We start from the raw sequence: 19,514 nt of genomic DNA on the forward strand, positions 1-19,514 counted from the left end.
GCCGCTTTTACAAGCGGCGCATCCAGATGTGCGGGATGTCGTCTTCGACATGAATATCGGAGATTGGCTCGAAGCCAAAGCTCGCATAAAAACGTTGTAGTCGTGCTTGTGCGTGCAGGCGTATCGGCTGGCCGGGCCATTGTTCGTCGATTAAACCCAGCATGCGTTCGAGCATCACCTGGCCTAAGCCGATGCCGCGAAAGCCGGCTGTGGTCAGCACGCGGCCGATGCGGATATCGGATTCTTCCGTTTCCGTCGTCCCGTCGGCTGAGTTCGGCAGCAAGACTCGCAGATAACCGGCGAGCGCCGGCGGTGCGTCGGCTGAACGCCGATACACGAGCAAATGCCAGGCACCGGCATCCTGCCCATCGACATCTCCGTACACACATTGCTGCTCCACCACGAACACTTCGCTGCGCGCGGCCAGCATGGTGTAGACGTCGAGTGCGCTAAGGTCGTCGAATGGCTTCCAGCACCAGTCGAATTCGGAAAATGGCTCGGTCATGGGATCTTTATCGGTGGGATTTTTCTATGCCGCGCATCGTGGGAAATGAGGATGCTGGCATGTCTGAACTTGTAATTATGCCGCGCGAGGCGAGCGCTGGGCAGGCGCTATTGCGTCGGCTGCTGGAAGAGCCGGTGGTATCCGCTTCACTCAATCCGCTCACTCAATCGAGCCAAATCTGCCGCTCGCGTGCCGTATCCGGCCGTACCACTCGCACTCGCCATAGTGTCTCCGCGCCGATTCACGACGCACATATAGGCACCATACTGGCAAAGCAAGCATTTTAGCAGCGCCTAACTACCACCAATTCTTACCGACGATTCGCTTACACCCAGATTGATAATCTCGGGTCCTGCAGACCCTTCACGCCCCTTATTGGCCCGCCGCCATGAATAAATGGTGAGAACCAATCTCTAATTAAGTTAAACGAACCTTAATCAACTGGTAACAAGGTGTAACTGTTGTGGGACTGACTGTAACGCAGGGAGGATGACGTTTAATTAGACTGGTCGTCACCCAGTCGGGCGCTTCATTTCCCGTCGCATTTCTGGAGTGTTGCGCTCTATGATTTCGGTAGACCAGATAAGGCCATCGCAAACTGTTGCAAATGAGATGTCCGTCGTTCACGAATATGCATGGCCGAAGCCGGCACAGCGGCTGTCCAGTACGTTTTTCAAGCTTGTTTATCGGTGGTCCCACTCCAGTGCGTTTCGACATAACGAGCGTTTGTGGCATGGCGTGTCCATTGAGCGGGATTCGTGCGGCTTTCTGAAACGGATGTCGATTGCAGGCCATGAATTGCCGCTGGAGAATCCCGATGACCTGCTTGCATCGCAGTCAGGTGATTGCCATTTGATTGCCACGGGTCCCTCGGTCAATGACATTGATTATGGTGCGCTTGATCTCCATAACGTCATGGGAGTAAATGGCGCAATCGCTTTACAAGATAAACATCCCATTCGGTTCGAATATTATTGCATCGTGGACGCCGGGTTTGTCCGAAAACGCCCTGACTTGGTAGCGCGAGTCGTTCAGCAAAAGCTGACATTATTCGCAACTCCATTAGTATTATGGTACATCGCGCAATATTTCCCGTTATCCCAGTTCCGTTGCCGGGTATTTCTGATTGAAGATATTCAGTACCCCGCTCGCAAACGCGCATTACTCAAACACGAACTCCTTTCTGCGCATGCAAGCACGGATCTCGTCCTGTTCGATGAAACACCCGCGTTGGGTTTTAGCTTCAATATCAGGCGCGGCATATTCGATGGCCGTACCGTCGCCTACACGGGCTTGCAGGTGCTCGCGTCGCTCGGGTTCAAGACAATCTTTATGCACGGACTCGATTTGCGGAACGCGGCACAAACACCGCGCTTCTACGAAACCAAAGAGAACATGCAGCCAAGCGCGCTGGACGGAGATTTTAATTCGTTCATAGAACCGTCGTTTCGCCATGCTGCCCCGCTGTTAAGCCGTCGCGGCATACGCGTGGTGAACCTGTCGGCGCAGAGCGCGCTTGGGAGTGAGATTATCGAAAAGGACGACTGGCACTCGCTGGCTCATGCCTCTCTTGAACAGGAATAGTCCGTGGCTGAAGACATATGAGCGTGCCTCGCGCGGTATCGCGCAATGAAGGTCGTTCATATTTCCAATACACCGGTGGCGGGCAGCCCCGGTAACATAGTGTCGGCGCTTAACCGGCTCACTGATATCCACGCGCGGCATATCGTCTTCAATAGCAGCGCGTATCGCAGCCGAACCTTTGCTGTCGATATCGACTGGAAAACTCAGCAGCAGCAGGCGCTCGACGTCATTGCTAATGCCGACGTCATTCACGTCCATCAGTTCTTCTCGTTCGACGACACATTCGGCCCGAATTTTCATCAGCAATTCGGCGATAAAAAAATCATCAAGCAATACCATTCAGCCCCGGATCTCTGGGCCAAGGGCGACGCCGCAGTACTCCAGCGGATTGTGTACGAGGACGTGCCGCAACTCGTTATTGCGCAAGGTCCCGAGCGCTATTACCCGTTCGCCCGCGTGGTTCCCAATGTGATTCCGCTGAACGATCCTCGCTACCTGCCCGGTCCGGAAAGCAATGCCGATGTGGACGGCATACCGCTCGTCACGTTTTCGCCGAGCGGCCGGTCGTCGGCGTGGAAAACACGCTGGGAGACGAAAGGCGTTCCGCAGACCCTCAAGCTGCTGCGCAAACTGGAGCGCAAAGGCTTGTGCAAGCTTCAATTGATCGTCGATACACCGCATGACGCGTGTTTGCGGGCCAAGCAGCAAGCAGCGATTGCTATCGACGAATGCGTGACCGGAAATTATCACTTGAGCGGGCTGGAGGCGTTGTCGCAAGGGAAACCCACGTTGGGTCACCTGGACAATCGCGTTCAGTCGCAGCTTCGGGCAATGACGGGCGCGCTTGAACTGCCATGGATCGATGTACGGCTGGAGGAGGCCGAAGGTCCGCTTCGGGAGCTGCTATGGGATCGGGCGCTACGCACGGAGCTGGGCGCGGCCTCGCGGCAGTGGATGGAGACCTACTATCAGGAAGCGGCGATGGTTGAGCATTATCGACGCGCGTATCTTGATCTTTTTGAGGCGCCGCAGCGTTTTCATATTCGACGCTTCGTCGGGCATAGCGAACCTTGGCTTGCTGTGGCGTTGCCAAATCACCGGTGGGCTGCGCGCAAGCGAGCCAACAGCCGGTGGAGAACACTCGTTGAGACGGTTCGCCGGCGCTGAGCCGCTGTCCCGGCGCTCGACCGCAGCGTCAAGCTTGATGATCTTTGGGTCCTCGGGTCTTTAGGTTCGAGCCACCTTCTACTTTGGCGCGATATCGCGTTCCACACGCTTGATATGCTGTTCAACGTAGAACGCCGCGGCATCTCCATCGCCCTGAACCACTGCCTCGTAGATCAACCGGTGCTCCGCCACGTAGAGACGAATCCGGCCCGCGTCGTAAATACCCTCGTCTTTCAGACGCTTCCACAACGGCTGGTCCATCGAACTGGCTACTTCGTCAGCGATCTTGACCATCAGCGCATCGCCCGTCATCACTGCCAGTTGCCGATGAAACAAGCGGTCGCTGCTATTCCATAACGCGCGCTGTGCAGGGTCGTCGATGTCGTAGATGTTTTCCATCTGATTGAGATATTGCTCGGCCAGATGGTCGCGTTGCGCACGCGCAGCCGCACGCCGGGCGACAGCCGGTTCAAGCACCATTCGTACGTCGAGCGTCGAGCTGGGACTGAAGTCGGCCGTTCCGGTATCCGCCGTCCGATGCGACAAGCGATCGATAACGTCACCGCAGACGAATGTCCCCGAATTGCGCTTCGTGACGACCAGCCCTTCGTTCTGCAGCGCGCCGATTGCCTCGCGAACGGCCGGGCGTCCGACACCGAACAATGCCGCGAGATCCCGCTCCGACGGCAGCCGTGAGTCCGGCAAGAACCGGCCCGCAGCAATCTCATCGCGGATTCTTTCCGATACTTGTTCGTAGATTTGCCGCGGGCGGAATGAGCCGTCGAGCTCTGCGTGAATTGCTGCCATCGTTGAATCTCACCAAAACGTGGTCACCGGAAAGACCAAAACCAGTCCAGCATTTTGAAATGGTTGCTATCTGCACCAATTTTGGTCTACATTTAGGACCAGTATAGTCCACCCTGGAGATTACCCGATGAAAAAAGCTGTCGCAGGTTTCCTGGTCGCCACGGCAGTTTTTGCCCATGCCGGCGTCCACGCGCAAGAAGTCGTGACGATTGGTCATTCGGCGCCATTGACCGGCCCACAGGCGGTGAACGGGAAGGATAACGAGAACGGCGCGCGGCTGGCCGTGGATGATCTGAACAAGAAAGGCGTCGTAGTCGCAGGGAAAAAGGTGACGTTCAAACTGGACTCGGAAGATGACCAGGCCGACCCCAAGATTGGTGTTCAGATCGCCCAAAAGCTCGCTGATAGCGGCGTGGTTGCCGTTCTGGGACCGTACAACTCGGGCGTCGCCATTCCGGCGTCGCAAATCTACCATTCGGCCGGCATCCCGATGCTCCCGGTCGCATCGAATCCCGCGTTGACTACGCAAGGCTTCAATAACATCTTTCGCATTGGCGCAAGCGACGAGCAGCTCGGCGGCACCATGGCCGAGTTCGCTGCAAAGACGCTGAAGGCGAAGACCGCGGCGATCATCGACGACCGCACGGCTTATGGCCAAGGCGTCGCGGAACAGTTTGCGAGCGTGGCGAAGGCGCACGGCATCAAGATTGTCGATAACCAGTACACCAACTCCAGCGCAACCGATTTCCTCGGCATCCTGACCACGATCAAGGCCAAGAATCCCGACGTGATCTTCTTCGGCGGTTATGCCGCGCAGGGCGCGCCGATGGCCAAGCAGATGCGCCAGCGTGGTCTCCGAGCGAAGCTGCTCGGCGGTGACGGCATCTGCTCTGCCGACATGGGCAAGGTGGCAGGGGAAGATGCATCGATCGTATATTGCGCGCAAGGCGGCACGGCGCTCGAGAAAACGGCTGCAGGCCGCGACTTCCTCAAGCGCTATAAGGACACGTATCACACGGACACGCAGGTCTACGCTGTCAGTTACTACGACGGCATGATGCTGCTCGCCGATGCAATGGTGAAGGCCGGCACGACCACGGACAAAGCAAAGCTGATCGCGCAACTGGCGAAGACGGACTACAAGGGCATCGCAGGAACGTATTCCTTCGACGCGAAAGGCGATCTGAAGGGCGCGCCCACGACCGTGTATGCCATCAAGAACGGCTTGCCAGTCGCATACGGTCAGTGATCCATTTGGAAACAACATGAGCATTTGAGATGAAAATCACGAAATCAATCAGCACGGTCGAGGTTCATACCGGCGGCGAGGCGTTTCGCATCGTCACGAGCGGCCTGCCGAAGATGCCGGGCAAGACTATCGTCGCGCGTCGCGCCTGGCTGAAGGAGCACGCTGACCACATTCGCCGCGCGCTCATGTTCGAACCGCGCGGGCACGCCGACATGTACGGCGGTTACCTCACGGAGCCTGTCAGCGAAGGCGCCGATTTTGGCGTGATCTTCGTGCACAACGAGGGCTACAGCGATCATTGCGGCCATGGCGTGATCGGTCTCGCGACAGCCGCGGTGGAACTGGGCTGGATCGAACGGACTTCGCCGGAAACACGCGTGGGAATAGACGCCCCTTGTGGTTTCATCGAAGCGTTCGTGCAATGGGACGGGGATCACGCGGGCAACGTGCGCTTTGTGAACGTGCCCTCGTTCATCTGGCAACGTGACGTTACGGTGGAGACACCGTCGTTCGGGAGCGTCACCGGCGACATCGCGTTCGGCGGCGCGTTCTATTTCTACACCGATGGCGCGCCCTTCGACCTGCCCATTCGCGAATCGGCCATCGACAAACTGATTCAGTTCGGCGCCGAGGTCAAGGCCGCCGCCAATGCAGCGGTCAAGGTGGAGCATCCCGAGATTCCGGAGCTGAATCACATATACGGCACGATCATCGCCAATCAAGCGCGGCACGCGGGCTCCACGCAGGCGAACTGCTGCGTCTTCGCGGACCGTGAAGTGGATCGGTCTCCGACCGGTTCGGGTACGGCCGGCCGGGTCGCGCAACTGTACTTGCGCGGTTTGCTGGGCAAAGATGAAACGCTGATCAACGAGTCGGTGATTGGCACGGTATTCAAGGGGCGCGTGCTCAGCGAAACCAAGCTCGGAGCATTCGATGCCGTCATCCCGGAAGTCGAGGGCAACGCGTACATTTGCGGCTTCGCCAACTGGATCATCGACGACCGCGATCCACTGACCTACGGTTTCCTGGTGCGATGAACATGACCCACTCCTACGACGAACAACAGACTGCGGCGCTGCTTCCGTATCCCGAACTAGTCGATACCTTGAGCGCCGCCGTCGTGGAATACGCGGCGGGCAACATAGAAAGTCCGGAGCGGCTGGTCGTGCCGCTGCAGGCGGGCGGCGTGATGCTGTCGATGCCGGCGACTGCGGCGGATATCGCCATCCACAAGCTTGTGAACGTCTGCCCCGGCAATCGGGCGCAAGGCATGCCGACAATTCACGGGCAGGTCACGGCATACGACTCGACCAACGGACAACTGCTTTTCTCGCTCGATGGCCCGACGGTGACGGGAAGGCGCACCGCCGCGATATCAGCGCTGGGCATCCGCAGCCTTGCCCGAAGCGCGAAATCGATTCTGCTGATCGGTACGGGCAAGCAAGCGAGCAACCATGCCGAAGCTTTTGCGGCGCTCTTCCCTGACGCGGTTCTTTACGTGAAAGGATCGTCGATGCAATCGGCGGCCAGGTTCGCGGCGGCGCATGCAGGACTGGGCTCACCGTTGATGCCGCTCGAGGGCGACGTGATTCCCGAAGATATCGACGTCGTTGTCACGCTTACCACGAGCAAGACCCCGGTCTATCGCGATGCGGCACGCCTTGGGCGACTGGTCGTGGGCGTTGGCGCGTTCACGCCGGATGCAGCTGAAATCGCCGCGTCGATCGTGCACCAAAGCGCGATCTTCGTGGACGATCCGCTGGGCGCGAAACACGAAGCCGGCGATCTCATTCAGGCCAACGTCGATTGGAACACGGTCGGCTCGTTGGCTGCTGTTATCGAAGGCTCGTGGGTTGGTTTGCCGGATCAACCGATCGTCTTCAAGAGCGTTGGGTGCGCTGCATGGGATCTGGCTGCGGCAAGGTTGGCGCGACATCGTTTATCTGGCGTGTAGATCGATCCGCCAGGTGTCCGCGCGCTCGCGGCAGACAAAGAAAAAGCCCTGAATAATCAGGGCTTTGTCTTTCAATCTCTGGAGGCGCGAGCCGGAGTCGAACCGGCCTAAACGGCTTTGCAGGCCGCTGCATAACCGCTTTGCTATCGCGCCAGAAGCGGGGACTACGTGAAGCATTCCGTATCTGGCAAAACCGACCCATTGAAAGGGTCCACCAAACAAAAAGGGAAGCTTGGCTTCCCCTTTTTTTGGAGCGGGAGACGAGGCTCGAACTCGCGACCTCAACCTTGGCAAGGTTGCGCTCTACCAACTGAGCTACTCCCGCATGGTCCTGCAGTTACTGCCAGCCGCCGGCTTACCATTGCCAACGACCTTCTTGATTTGGAGCGGGAGACGAGGCTCGAACTCGCGACCTCAACCTTGGCAAGGTTGCGCTCTACCAACTGAGCTACTCCCGCATCTTGCTGACTTCTTCTGCCAATTTACTGCTTTTTACCTTCATCTGGCTTCGCGGTTTTTTGCGTTCACCCGACAGAAACGAGATTATGGAGAAGGCCAACTTTAGTGTCAAGCGCTTTGTATGTACCCCATCACTTTTAAACGCTCTCCAACCTGAATCACAGCATGTCGAATCACAACACGCTGAATCACAGCATGCCCCCGCGCTCGCGAATCTGTGGCCATGCGAGCTTCATGTAATAGAGCATGGACCAGACCGTGAGGAATGCAGCAACATAGATCAGCCAGAGTCCCCACACACGCGTATCGATAACGAGCGGCGTGCCTGCAATCTTGAGCGGCCCGTAGAACAGCAGCATGGGGATCGCGACCATCTGGCAGACCGTCTTGAATTTGCCGAGCGAATTCACCGCCACGCTCTTCGATGCCCCGATCTGCGCCATCCATTCCCGCAACGCCGAAATCGTGATCTCACGACCCACGATAACCAGCGCAATCACCGCGTTCAGCCGCATCAACTGCACGAGCACGAGCAGCGCGGCGGTGACCATGAGCTTGTCTGCAACGGGATCGAGAAACGCGCCGAATGCCGATGTCTGATTGAGCTTGCGCGCGAGGTAGCCGTCGAACCAGTCGGTCAGCGCGGCCAGCACGAAGATGACCATGGCAAGCAGGTTGCGATGGTCCGGGCTCATCATCACGTCCGGCAAATAGAAGACGCCCACGACGAGCGGAATCAGCACAATTCGCAGCCACGTCAGGAAAATCGGAAAATTAAACGGCATGGGCGTGACTCTTATAGAGAGGTGCCATTGTGCCGCGTCGCCCTACATGTCACAAGACGACGGGCCGGACGGCCGGACGTTGCGCTCAATGCAACTGCCGGTAGATCTGCTCGGCGAGCGCCTGCGAAATGCCTTCGACGCTCGCCAGATCCTCCACGCTCGCCGCCTGCACCCCGCGCAAACCGCCGAAACGCGACAGTAGCTTCTGACGCCGTTTCGCGCCGATTCCCTCCAGTTCCTCAAGCCGTGATGTCTGCCGCGTCTTCGCCCGTTTCGCGCGCATGCCGGTAATCGCAAAGCGGTGCGCTTCGTCGCGAATCTGCGCGACCAGCATCAGCGCCGCGCTCTCCTTGCCCAGTTCGAGCGGGGCGCGGCCATCGGCGAAAATCAGGGTTTCGAGGCCCACCTTGCGCCCTTCCCCCTTCGCCACGCCGACCAGCATGCTGTCATCGAGGCCCAGTTCGGCGAACACTTGCCGCGCGATCTCGACCTGGCCCTTGCCACCATCGATCAACACGATATTCGGCAAGCGGCCGCCCGATGGCACCGGTTCAGCGACATCGGCTTCGGCGGGACTGGCCGGTTCTAACTCTGCTTCCACTTGCGTTTCGGCGTCCGACGCCACCTCTTCCACCGCTTCCTGCTGCGGTTCATCAACAGCTCGCGCCGCGGCCTGCGCCAGCATCTTCTCGTAGCGGCGCGTGAGAACCTGGCGCATGGCGGCGTAATCGTCACCGGGCGTGATGCCGGTGATGTTGTAGCGCCGATATTCGGCCGACTGCATCTTGTGATGGTGATACACCACGCACGATGCCTGCGTCGCTTCGCCCATCGTGTGGCTGATGTCGAAACATTCGATCCGCAACTGCGCGAGATCGGCCATTTCAAAGCTCAGCGTGTCGGCGAGAGATCGCGTGCGAGCCTGCTGCGAACCCTGTTCAGACAGCAAGCGTGCAAGCGCAAGCTTTGCATTCGATTCAGCCATCGACAGCCACGCGCGCTTCTGTCCCTGCGGCTGACGCAGCACCACGACCTTGTGCCCCGCCTGTTCGATCAGCAGATCGACGAGTTCGCGGTTCGTCGGAGCGTGGCTCACCACCAGCACCGGCGGCACGCGATTGCCGATGTAATGCTGGGCGATAAACGCCTCCAGCACTTCAGCTTCGAGCGCTCCCTGACGTTCCGATTCCGTCGCGTCATGCAGCGGCGCGTCGCCGGTTTCGGCAATCTCCTCCTGCATTTCATCTGTCGTGGCGTGGGCCTCGAACGCCTGCTCGCGCGCCGCGAGCGTGCCGGCCGGCAACGTGATTGCATCAGCTTGCGCATCGACTTGTTCGATGACGATATTCGCCACGCCCTCCACGAAGTCATCGCCGGCAAGCTCTTCCGGCATCGCATCTTCTATGGCCAACGCCGCTTCTACGTGCGTCGGGAAATAGGCCTTATCGCCGAGATGCCGGCCGCCGCGCACCATCGCGAGATTCACGCAGACCTTGCCGCCCAGCGCTGCGACCGCGAGGATATCGACGTCGTTATCTCCGCCTACCTCAATGGCCTGCTGATGCAGCACCGTGGACAGCGAGCTCATCTGGTTACGCACGGCCGCGGCCTGTTCGAACTTGAGATCGGCGGCGAACGCGTGCATCTTCTGCTCGAGTTCCTTCATCACTTCGCCCTGGCGTCCGAGCAGGAAGCGCGATGCGTTCGACACATCGCGGGCGTAATCTTCGTCGTTGATCAGCCCGACGCACGGCCCGGTACAACGCCCGATCTGATGCAGCAAACAAGGTCGCGTACGATTGGTGAAGACGGAATCTTCGCAGGTGCGCAACTGGAATACGCGCTGCAGGATCTGGATACTTTCGCGCACCGCCCACGCGCTCGGGAACGGCCCGAAGTACTGATTCTTCTTGTCAACACCGCCACGGTAATACGCCATGCGCGGAAACTTATGGCCGGTAAGCTTCAGATACGGATACGACTTGTCGTCGCGAAACAGGATGTTGTAGCGCGGCGCGAGCGCCTTGATCAGATTATTCTCAAGCAACAGCGCTTCAGCTTCGGACCGCGTGACGGTGGTTTCAATTTTGCGGATGCGCGTGACCATCATCGCGATGCGCGGAGAAAGCAATGTCTTCGTAAAATAGCTCGACACGCGTTTTCTCAGGTCGCGCGCCTTACCGACGTACAGCACGTTGCCCTGTTCGTCGTAGTAGCGGTACACGCCCGGCAGGTGCGGCAACTGAGCCAGGCTTTTTTTGGGGTCGAAAACGTCGGAGTCTGTCATGCAGGGATGATGGCGGGGAGCGCGTCTCTTGGGATCAGCAAATTGATTTTATTGGATTCGAGCGGAGCATGGATGAAGCAAGGTGCCCGAGTTACCCGAGCAATACGCCGGCAAGGACTCTGAGCCAGGCAAGCTCCTGACTCAACCGTAACGCAACCGTAACCCAGCGCGACGCGCGAATCGCTATCCTTAAAAGCGCCAGTTTAGTTCAAACCGCCGCCCACCATTCTTCGCCATTCATTAGCGGTTCATCGCCGCTCTATTGCCCATGCCGTCTTCATCCGAACCATTGCCGGCTGCCTCCGGCCACGCCAGCGTCGACACCGGCGCTCCGGCCACCAACATCGCGTGCGATATTTTCTGCGCGGTCATCGACAATTTCGGCGACATCGGCGTCTGCTGGCGGCTCGCGCGCCAACTGGCCAGCGAACACGACTGGCAAGTGCGGCTTTTCGTCGATGACCTCAAGGCCTTTCATGCGCTCTGCCCCGCCGTCGATCCCGCACTTGAGCGCCAAAGCGCGGCGGGCGTGATGATCGAGCACTGGCACGCGCCGTCGCATGCCGGCGACACGCTGCGGATCGCCGATGTCGTGATCGAGGCGTTCGGCTGCGAATTGCCGGCGGTGTACGTAGGCGCAATGGCACGCCGCGAGAACAAGCCCGTGTGGGTGAATCTCGAATACCTGAGCGGGGAGGACTGGGTCGCGGATTTTCATCTGAGACCGTCACCGCATCCGCGCTACGCGCTCGACAAGACGTTCTTTTTTCCCGGCCTGGGCCCCGGCACCGGTGGCGTCCTGAAAGAGCGCGCACTGGATGCCGAGCGCGAGGCGTTTGATCGCGATGCCTGGTGGCGCGCGCGCGTCGGCATCGCGCCGCCGCCGTCCGGGACGACCGTCATTTCCCTGTTCGCGTACGAAAATCCCGCCATCGATACGCTGCTTGAACAATGGCGCGATTCCGCGACGCCAGTTGCGTTGCTCGTGCCGGAAGGACGCATTTCCGGGGCGGTGGCCCGATTTTTCGGACTGCCGGACTTTCAGGCGGGGGCGAAGGCGACAAGCGGATCGCTTTCGGCTTACGCGCTGGGTTTTGTCGAACAGCCGCTTTTCGATGCCCTGCTCTGGGCCGCCGACCTGAATTTCGTGCGCGGCGAGGATTCGTTCGTGCGGGCGCAATGGGCGCAAACGCCGTTTGTCTGGCACATCTACCCGCAAGGCGACGACGCCCATCTGCCGAAACTCGACGCCGCCCTCGCACACTACGCGAAGGGCTTGCCGGACCAGGCGCGAACCTCGCTCGAACGCTTCTGGCATGCGTGGAACGGCGCGGGCACGCCGGACTGGGACGATTTCTGGCAAAACCGCGCGCTGCTGGAACGGCGCGCCGCGGATTGGGCAACGGAACTGGCAAGCGTTGGCGATCTGGCTGGAAATCTGGCGGAATTCGCGAAAACTCAGTTAAAATAAGCGGTTATCCAACGGCTTGCAGTCCGGAACGCCATCAGTTCCGAACGAATTCCACAGTGGAATAAGCACGTGGACTAGCCAGTGAAGCGGCCATAAGCGGGCCATCGCCCGGGTTGGAGATCAATCGAATTTCCGCCATGAGCCGGCCGTCGACACTGCAGCGATCAGGCTCCCATTTTCGTACAGGACAGTTTTTTAATATGAAGACCGCACAAGAACTCCGCGTCGGCAACGTCGTGATGATCGGCAGCGATGCCATGGTCGTGCTGAAGGCCGAATACAACAAATCCGGCCGCAATTCCGCGGTCGTGAAGATGAAGTTCCGCAACCTGCTGTCCACCGGCAACATGGAATCGGTGTACAAGGCCGACGACAAGTTCGACGTCGTCCAGCTCGACCGCAAGGAAGTGACGTACTCGTACTTCGCCGACCCCATGTACGTATTCATGGACGCCGACTACAACCAGTTCGAAGTCGAAGCCGACATGATGGGCGACGCCCTGCACTACCTCGCAGACGGCATGCCGTGCGAAGTGGTGTTCTACAACGAGAAAGCCATCTCGGTAGAACTGCCGACCTCGCTGGTCCGCGAGATCATCTATACAGAACCGGCCGTGAAGGGCGACACGTCGTCAGGCAAGGTTTTGAAGACCGCCAAGCTCGCCACGGGTTTCGAACTGCAAGTGCCGCTGTTCTGCAGCATCGGCGACAAGATCGAAATCGATACGCGTACCAACGAGTATCGCAGCCGCGCATAAGGCTTCGGCCGGCCGGCTGCCAAAGCTGGCTTGCGCGCTCCACGTAAAAGAGAATCAAAGAAAGCGCCCTTCGGGGCGCTTTTTCTTTTTGCTGAACATTATTGCCAATTCAGGCAAACTTTACCGGACCGTTTCTCGAAATTTCCGGCTGATTCGGGCATGCGACGCGATCTTGACTGCTAATTCCTTGATTTTTCATAGATGTGACGATGGCATGAAACCTGCTCCGCTAGTTGTGACCGCGCTGTGACGGCGTCGAATTTTCCAACAACAATACGCGACCATGCCAATTACAAAAACCGTTCTCGCTCGTCTTGTTCTTGCTGTTTCATGTGCCTTACCCGTCATCGCGATCACTGCCGGATGTTCGTCGACACCCACACAGGAATCGGCTGGCGAATACACCGCCGACTCCGCGCTGACCGCCAAGGTGAAAGCCGCATTACTCACTGATCCGGGCCTGAAGTCGCTGGCGGTGAGTGTGACGACGTATCGGGGTGAAGTGCTGTTGACGGGATTTGTGAATTCGCCGGACCAGATTCAAAAAGCGGTAGCGGTCGCCCATGGCGTCGAAGGCGTGCAGTCGGTCAAAAACGAACTGAACGTTAAGCCGCAATAGAACGCGGACGGGCTGAGCGATTGCGTCGGGAGCAAGTCGTGCTTAGACGCTTAGACCCGGCTCAGACAAATCCGCCGCAACCGGAAATACCCAGAACACATCAGGAAGTGCAGGACAAAGACCCCGCAGCGTTGAGAGAGGGCTGGAACCTTCGGCGAGCACTGACACCTTGACGTGTCATCCCGCCAACAGCTCTCGCCGACGCGGCTCGGCATCGAGGCGTCCGCCGCTGGATTTCGCCATTGGAGGCGAGCAGCGCGGAACGAATTTCAGACCATTTAATACGTTGTGTCCGCCATGCCACACGCTTTGATTGTCGAAGACGATCCCAATAGCCTTTCCGGCCTGTCCGCCATCCTCGCGGCAGACGGTTTTTCCGTCGATACCGCGACTACGCTCGCCGAAGCGCGCTCTGCCCTGACGCGCTTCATCCCGGACGTCGTGCTGGTCGACCTGAACCTGCCCGATGGCAGCGGTCTCGACCTCCTCCACAACCTGCCGGCGCACCCGCCCGGTGGCGCGCTGCCTGTGATTGTGATGACGGGTAACGCGACGGTGGAGAGCGCTATCGAGGGCTTGCGGCAAGGGATCTGGGATTACCTGCTGAAGCCGGTCAACATTCCGCGCCTGCGCAGCTTGCTCGCCCGAATTCCGCGCCCTTACGAGTTGACGGAAGAAGTACGGGCATTGCGCTCCACGCTGCGCGAACTAGGCCATTTTGGCGGCTTGCTTGGGCGCAGCGGTGCGATCCAGCATGTCTACGATCTGATTGAACACACCGCGCCTACGGAAGCGGCTGTGTTGATTTGCGGCGAAAGCGGCACGGGCAAGAAAGTGGCCGCTCGCACGCTGCATGAGATGAGCCGGCGCCGCAAAGGCCCGTTCGTTGCGTTCAACTGCGCCGCGGCCAACGAGACCAGCAATCGCTCGATGGAAAGCCTGATGTTCGGCCACGAACGCGGTGCGTTTGCCGGCGCGGAGAACCGTGAACCCGGCTTGCTTGAGCAAGCGGGTGGCGGGACGCTGTTCCTCGATCAGATCGACGCATTGCCGATCTCGCAGCAGGAAGCGCTGCTGCGCGCGCTCGACTCGCAAACCTTCATGCGCGTGGGCGGCAGCAACAAGATTGTGACGGACTTCCGCCTGCTGGCGGCAACGCGCACGCCGGTGAAAGACGCCGTCGCCGATGGCAAATTGCGTGAGGATCTGTTCCTGCGCCTGAATGCGTCGTCGATTGCCTTGCCGCCCTTACGCGACCGGGGCGACGACATTGCCTTGCTGGCCGAGCATTTCGTCGATGAATTGAATCGCGAGAACCACGTGAGCGGCATCACGAGCGGCGCGCCCAAACGCGTGAGCCCCGATTTCATTCGCGAATGCCTCGCGACCGAATGGCCCGGTAATGTGCGTGAACTACGCGAGCGGGTACGCCGCGCGTATCACGCATCCGGCGATGTCATCGAAACCTTGCGTGCCGATGAGCATGGCGGCACAGGCGGACGCGGACTCAATGGCAGCAGCGTGCAGGTAACGGTGGGCACGGCGCTCGCCGATGTCGAAGACATGCTGATTCGTGCAACGCTGGAGGCGGTGGGCGGCACGCGCCACCGCGCGGCGACGCTACTCGGGATCAGCCCGAAGACGCTTTACAACAAGCTCCAGCGCATGAAGCTGGAGTGATTTGTACGTTGGTTGCAACAAGCCGCTCGTTCTTGCGTTTTTCAGAACCAGCGGCTTTTTTTATAGTTAGCTACGCTAGACGCGCTTCAGCCCAGCGCGCTTTTCACCAGCGCCAGCGCCTGCTGATACTCCACCTGCGCCATGAGCTTGCCCCAGCGCCACGCGCGGCCTCGTGGCCGCATCCGGCGCAAGCGAGTCTGCGATGCCTTCGTCTGCACGAACGTAAGCCGGTCCAGCACCTTCTCCGCTTCGTCCGGCTGATTGCAGATCAGCACCATGTCGCAGCCTGCCGTGAGCGCCGCCGTGGCCGCTTCGGTTAGCGTTCCGCCGGCGCGGGCGGCTTCCATCGAAAGATCGTCGCTGAAAATTGCGCCGTTGAAACCGAGCTTGCCCCGCAAGATGTCCTGCAGCCAGACGCGCGAAAAGCCCGCGGGTTTCTCATCGACCTGCGGGTAAATCACGTGCGCCGGAATCACTGACGCCAAGGACATGCCCAACCAGTCGTACGGTTTGCTATCGGCGGCGAGGATGTCCTCGAGCGAACGGTCGTCCACAGGCATGGCCACATGCGAATCCGCCGATGCAAACCCATGCCCCGGAAAATGCTTGCCGCAATTGGCCATGCCGGCGAGCGCGAGACCGTGGTTCAGACTCTTCGCGAGCATCGTCACCACGCGCGGGTCGCTATGCAACGCACGATCGCCGATCACCTTCGAGTGCCCGTAATCGAGATCGAGCACGGGCGTAAAACTCATGTCGACGCCACACGCCCGCAGTTCCGCCGCGAGTACATACCCGAACGCGGTCGCGGTTTTCGTCGCCAGCAACACGTCGCGGTCCCACAGCGCGCCGAGCTTCCCCGGCGCGGGCAGAACGGTGAAGCCATCGGTACGAAAACGCTGCACGCGGCCGCCTTCGTGATCGACGGCAATCAGGATGTCGTCACGAACCGCGCGAATTGCATCGGTCAGCGCGACGAGTTGCGCGCGATCCTGGAAATGCCGTGCGAAGAGGATGATGCCGCCGGTCATCGGATGGTCGATACGACGAATATCGGCGTCGGAGAGCGTGGTGCCGGCCACGTCGAGCATGACCGGCCCGGGAATGCGTTTTAACGAGTTCAAATTGAGTACGAGAAAGTCAGGGGGTTTTTGTTGCCGTGTTTGGTTCTGCGTTTGCGGGAGGCGTTACACCCGTTTCCGCGATGACAAACGACACCGCGTAATCGCGTTCATCGGTGATGGTGACCTGGGCGGTAATACCGCGCACCGCCATCCAGTCAGCGAGTTCTCCCGACGCGACAATCTTCGGCTTGCCGCTCGGCTCGTTGAGCGTTTGCAGCGCGCGCCAGGTCATCGGCCAGTGCATGCCCAATCCGATTGCTTTCGAAAACGCTTCTTTCGCGGAAAAACGCGTCGCGAGAAAGGCGAGGCCGCGGACTTCGGAGCGCGCTTTACGCGCGTGGTAAATGCGCAGTTCGTCGGCCCCGAGCACCTTCTCGGCGAAGCGCCCTTTCGTGCGCTCCATCACGCCCGCCACACGGCTTACCTGAACGAGATCCGTGCCTATTCCGTAGATCGCCATCGTTGGGCCTGAGTTTGAGGTTGTCAGCGCTTATCGCGATGCCGTCGCAGCGAGGCGCGACGCCACCATGATGGCCTTCATCTCGCGCACCGCGTTGTCCCAGCCGGCGAAGATGGCGTGCGCAACGATCGCATGGCCGATATTCAATTCCACGATGCCTTCCAACGCCGCGATCGGCTGGACATTGGTGTAATGAAGACCATGCCCGGCGTTCACCTTGAGCCCAAGCGAATTGCCGAAATCTACGCTACGCGCGACGCGCTCAAACTCTTTCTGACGGGTCGCTTCGTCGTGGGCTTCGGCATAACAGCCGGTATGCAATTCGATCACCGGTGCGCCGGCTTCATGCGCCGCGCGGATCTGCGTTTCATCAGCGTCGATAAACAGCGACACTCGCGCGCCCGCCTGACGCAACTGCTCACACGCGGCCTTCACTGCGTTGAACTGGCCCGCGACATCCAGCCCGCCTTCGGTCGTCAATTCCTGACGCTTTTCCGGCACGAGACATACGTCATGCGGACGAACGCCACACGCGATATCCAGCATTTCCTGCGTCACCGCGCACTCAAGGTTCATGCGCGTTTTAAGCAGCGGACGCAACGCGAGGACATCGGCGTCGACAATATGCCGGCGATCTTCCCGCAGATGCAGCGTGATGGCGTCCGCACCCGCTTCTTCGGCTTGCAGCGCGGCGCGGATCGGGTCGGGGTACGGCGTGCCGCGCGCATTGCGCAGCGTGGCAACGTGATCGATATTGACGCCGAGATCGATCACATTAGCGGGCGACGAAAGAAAGAAGCTCATAGATTTTGCAGGTCGATCAGGATTTGACGGGTGGCGAGCGGCGTGCCGCCAAGATACACGTTCAGCAGAAAGCGCATCAACGTCTTGCTTTGCGCGGCCGTCTGCGGGCGGCTGTATTCGTCCTTCTCCATATCGAGAAGGGTTTGCCCGGCGATCACCGGCCATTGCGACGGTACATCATCGGACGCGTCGCGCACCCCGCGTTCGGGATCGAAGACGTATTTTTGATCGGCGAGAACCGGCTGGCGCGTAATGGTTTTATTCAATGCCATCGCGTAACCGGTTTCGCGCAGCAGCACACGTTCGAAGGAACGCAGCGCATGCAAGGCAGGCTCACCGTGCGCGAGACGCGACAGCGTCAGCACATAGTGATTGAACAACGCCGGATGCGCATCTTCGCGGGCGCAGAACTTGACGAGTAATTCGTTGACGTAGAAGCCGCATAACAACGCGTCGCCAGCGAGGGGCAGCATGCCGCCGACCCATTCCGCCTGCGTCAAGGTGCGGACTTCGCCCTTCCCCGTCCACGATAACCCCAGCGGCTGGAAAGTCTGCAGCACGCCGCGCAAGGCGGAATGCGGACGCTTGGCGCCTTTGGCGACGAGCGCGACGCGGCCGTGATCGCGGGAAAACACGTCGAGCACGAGACTGGTCTCACGATACGGATAGCTGTGCAGCACGAACGACGGTTGCTCGGCGATACGAAAATCCGAGCGCGGCGCGGCGCGCGGTGGTCGCGGGGCTTTGGGTTCTTTGGCTTCTTTAGGTGCGGCAGATTTCGCGGACGCAGACGCCGTCCGGCGCCTTTTCGGCGCGGGCGCTGACGGCTCGTCGGTGCTGAAGTTATCGTCGGCGAGCGGATCGGATTCTGCGTCGGAGGACTGGGTCATCCACGCGTCATTCGTACCCATAGGCGCGCAGTCCCGCTTCGTTGTCCGCCCAGCCGCTCTTCACCTTGATGAAGGTTTCAAGGTACACGGGGCCATCGAACAGCCGTTCCATGTCTTGGCGCGCTTCCGTGCTGATCTGCTTCAGCTTTGCACCTTTCTGACCGATGATCATCGCCTTGTGGGTATCGCGTTCCACCAGAATGGTCGCGAAAATGCGGCGCAAACGGCCTTCGGTTTCCCATTTGTCGATCATCACCGTGCTCGTGTACGGCAATTCGTCGCCGGTCCAGCGGAACACTTTCTCGCGCAGGATCTCGGCGGCGAGAAAACGCTCGCTGCGATCGGTGAGATCGTCTTCACCATAAATGGGCGAGCCTTCCGGCAGATAAGGCTTCACAACCGTCATCAAGCGCGTGATGTCATCAGCATGCTTCGCGGTCATCGGCACGATTTCCTTGAAGTCGTGCAGCGCGCTCATCTTCTGCATGAACGGGAATAACGTCGCCTTGTCGTTGACGTGATCCAGCTTGTTCGCGATCAACAGGCACGGCGTGTCGTCCGGAATCAGGTCGAGCACCTTCTGGTCGTCGGGACCGAAACGGCCCGCTTCGATCACGAACAGAATGGCATCGACGGACGTGAGCGTCGACGTCACCGCGCGGTTCAGCGATCGGTTCAGCGCGCCGCTATGCTTGGTCTGGAAACCGGGGGTATCGACGAAAATGTACTGCGCGTCGTCCAGCGTGTGAATGCCGGTGATTCGATGGCGCGTAGTCTGCGCCTTGCGCGACGTGATGCTGACTTTCTGCCCGACGAGCGCGTTCATCAAGGTCGATTTGCCGACGTTCGGCCGACCGACGATCGCGACCATGCCGCAGCGGAAACCAGAGGGAGTGGGTGCGTTCATAATG

18 protein-coding genes and 3 tRNA genes are annotated in these 19,514 nt (G+C 59.6%); 9 read left to right on the forward strand and 12 right to left on the reverse strand.

Annotated elements, in window-relative coordinates; translation table 11 throughout:
• Nucleotides 1–7: 7 nt before the first annotated feature.
• Nucleotides 8–505: a GNAT family N-acetyltransferase gene (locus tag GSQ93_RS08080; protein WP_158935139.1), complete on the reverse strand. Its 498-nt coding sequence runs from the start codon at nt 503–505 to the stop codon at nt 8–10.
• A gap of 564 nt (nt 506–1,069) precedes the next feature.
• Here GSQ93_RS08080 and GSQ93_RS08085 point away from each other — a divergent pair.
• Both GSQ93_RS08085 and GSQ93_RS08090 read left to right on the forward strand, forming a co-directional pair.
• Complete coding sequence (locus GSQ93_RS08085) at nt 1,070–2,089, forward strand: hypothetical protein (RefSeq protein ID WP_158935141.1); 1,020 nt, start codon at nt 1,070–1,072, stop codon at nt 2,087–2,089.
• A gap of 45 nt (nt 2,090–2,134) precedes the next feature.
• On the forward strand, nt 2,135–3,256 hold the full coding sequence (locus tag GSQ93_RS08090; protein WP_158935143.1) for a hypothetical protein: 1,122 nt from the start codon (nt 2,135–2,137) through the stop codon (nt 3,254–3,256).
• 78 nt (nt 3,257–3,334) lie between these two features.
• Here GSQ93_RS08090 and GSQ93_RS08095 read toward each other — a convergent pair whose 3' ends face one another.
• Nucleotides 3,335–4,063, reverse strand: a complete 729-nt coding sequence (locus tag GSQ93_RS08095) for a FadR/GntR family transcriptional regulator (RefSeq protein ID WP_158935145.1) — start codon at nt 4,061–4,063, stop codon at nt 3,335–3,337.
• Between the two features lie 127 nt (nt 4,064–4,190).
• Between GSQ93_RS08095 and GSQ93_RS08100 the strand changes: the two genes are divergently transcribed.
• The 3 genes from GSQ93_RS08100 to lhpI are packed head-to-tail and all read left to right on the forward strand — an operon-like array spanning nt 4,191 to nt 7,266.
• Complete coding sequence (locus tag GSQ93_RS08100; RefSeq protein WP_158935147.1) at nt 4,191–5,312, forward strand: branched-chain amino acid ABC transporter substrate-binding protein; 1,122 nt, start codon at nt 4,191–4,193, stop codon at nt 5,310–5,312.
• Between the two features lie 29 nt (nt 5,313–5,341).
• Complete coding sequence (gene lhpH / locus GSQ93_RS08105; RefSeq protein WP_158935149.1) at nt 5,342–6,349, forward strand: trans-3-hydroxy-L-proline dehydratase; 1,008 nt, start codon at nt 5,342–5,344, stop codon at nt 6,347–6,349.
• A gap of 2 nt (nt 6,350–6,351) precedes the next feature.
• Nucleotides 6,352–7,266, forward strand: coding sequence for a bifunctional Delta(1)-pyrroline-2-carboxylate/Delta(1)-piperideine-2-carboxylate reductase (gene lhpI, locus GSQ93_RS08110; protein ID WP_254073802.1), 915 nt, complete (start codon nt 6,352–6,354; stop codon nt 7,264–7,266).
• A gap of 79 nt (nt 7,267–7,345) precedes the next feature.
• Here the strand turns inward: lhpI and GSQ93_RS08115 are convergent.
• The 5 genes from GSQ93_RS08115 to uvrC form a co-directional block, all read right to left on the reverse strand.
• A tRNA-Cys gene (locus tag GSQ93_RS08115) sits at nt 7,346–7,419 on the reverse strand.
• 96 nt (nt 7,420–7,515) lie between these two features.
• A tRNA-Gly gene (locus tag GSQ93_RS08120) sits at nt 7,516–7,591 on the reverse strand.
• A 57-nt stretch (nt 7,592–7,648) separates the two neighbouring features.
• Nucleotides 7,649–7,724 (reverse strand) — tRNA-Gly (locus tag GSQ93_RS08125).
• Between the two features lie 189 nt (nt 7,725–7,913).
• A complete protein-coding gene (gene pgsA / locus GSQ93_RS08130) occupies nt 7,914–8,510 on the reverse strand; it encodes a CDP-diacylglycerol--glycerol-3-phosphate 3-phosphatidyltransferase (RefSeq protein ID WP_031363425.1) in 597 nt (198 codons plus the stop codon).
• A gap of 85 nt (nt 8,511–8,595) precedes the next feature.
• Nucleotides 8,596–10,797 carry an excinuclease ABC subunit UvrC gene (gene uvrC, locus GSQ93_RS08135; RefSeq protein WP_158935153.1) on the reverse strand — a complete coding sequence of 734 codons (2,202 nt, stop codon included), beginning with the start codon at nt 10,795–10,797 and terminating at the stop codon, nt 8,596–8,598.
• A 268-nt stretch (nt 10,798–11,065) separates the two neighbouring features.
• Here uvrC and earP point away from each other — a divergent pair, with 268 nt between their 5' ends.
• The 4 genes from earP (at nt 11,066) to GSQ93_RS08155 (ending at nt 15,325) form a co-directional block, all read left to right on the forward strand.
• Nucleotides 11,066–12,268, forward strand: coding sequence for an elongation factor P maturation arginine rhamnosyltransferase EarP (gene earP, locus GSQ93_RS08140; RefSeq protein WP_158935155.1), 1,203 nt, complete (start codon nt 11,066–11,068; stop codon nt 12,266–12,268).
• Nucleotides 12,269–12,468: 200 nt separating this feature from the next.
• Nucleotides 12,469–13,026, forward strand: a complete 558-nt coding sequence (gene efp, locus GSQ93_RS08145; protein WP_158935157.1) for an elongation factor P — start codon at nt 12,469–12,471, stop codon at nt 13,024–13,026.
• A 283-nt stretch (nt 13,027–13,309) separates the two neighbouring features.
• On the forward strand, nt 13,310–13,645 hold the full coding sequence (locus tag GSQ93_RS08150) for a BON domain-containing protein (RefSeq protein ID WP_158935159.1): 336 nt from the start codon (nt 13,310–13,312) through the stop codon (nt 13,643–13,645).
• 297 nt (nt 13,646–13,942) lie between these two features.
• Entirely contained in the window at nt 13,943–15,325 is a 1,383-nt protein-coding gene (locus GSQ93_RS08155; protein WP_158935161.1) for a sigma-54 dependent transcriptional regulator, read from the forward strand.
• Nucleotides 15,326–15,411: 86 nt separating this feature from the next.
• On the opposite strand, the gene nagZ is transcribed toward GSQ93_RS08155, so the two are convergent.
• From nagZ to era, 5 genes are read right to left on the reverse strand one after another with little or no spacing between them, the layout of a single operon-like run.
• Nucleotides 15,412–16,416, reverse strand: a complete 1,005-nt coding sequence (gene nagZ / locus GSQ93_RS08160) for a beta-N-acetylhexosaminidase (RefSeq protein ID WP_158935196.1) — start codon at nt 16,414–16,416, stop codon at nt 15,412–15,414.
• Between the two features lie 49 nt (nt 16,417–16,465).
• Nucleotides 16,466–16,909: a holo-ACP synthase gene (acpS, locus tag GSQ93_RS08165; protein WP_158935163.1), complete on the reverse strand. Its 444-nt coding sequence runs from the start codon at nt 16,907–16,909 to the stop codon at nt 16,466–16,468.
• Between the two features lie 30 nt (nt 16,910–16,939).
• A complete protein-coding gene (gene pdxJ, locus GSQ93_RS08170) occupies nt 16,940–17,713 on the reverse strand; it encodes a pyridoxine 5'-phosphate synthase (protein ID WP_158935165.1) in 774 nt (257 codons plus the stop codon).
• The gene (recO, locus tag GSQ93_RS08175) at nt 17,710–18,624 is read right to left on the reverse strand and encodes a DNA repair protein RecO (protein WP_158935167.1); all 915 of its coding nucleotides are present in this window, start codon (nt 18,622–18,624) and stop codon (nt 17,710–17,712) included. The genes pdxJ and recO overlap by 4 nt, the downstream gene beginning before the upstream one ends.
• Nucleotides 18,611–19,510: a GTPase Era gene (gene era / locus GSQ93_RS08180; RefSeq protein ID WP_158935197.1), complete on the reverse strand. Its 900-nt coding sequence runs from the start codon at nt 19,508–19,510 to the stop codon at nt 18,611–18,613. Before era ends, recO begins: the two co-directional genes overlap by 14 nt.
• Nucleotides 19,511–19,514: the final 4 nt, after the last annotated feature.

Origin of the sequence: Burkholderia sp. S171 (assembly GCF_009766085.1) — a bacterium.
GTDB lineage: Bacteria > Pseudomonadota > Gammaproteobacteria > Burkholderiales > Burkholderiaceae > Caballeronia.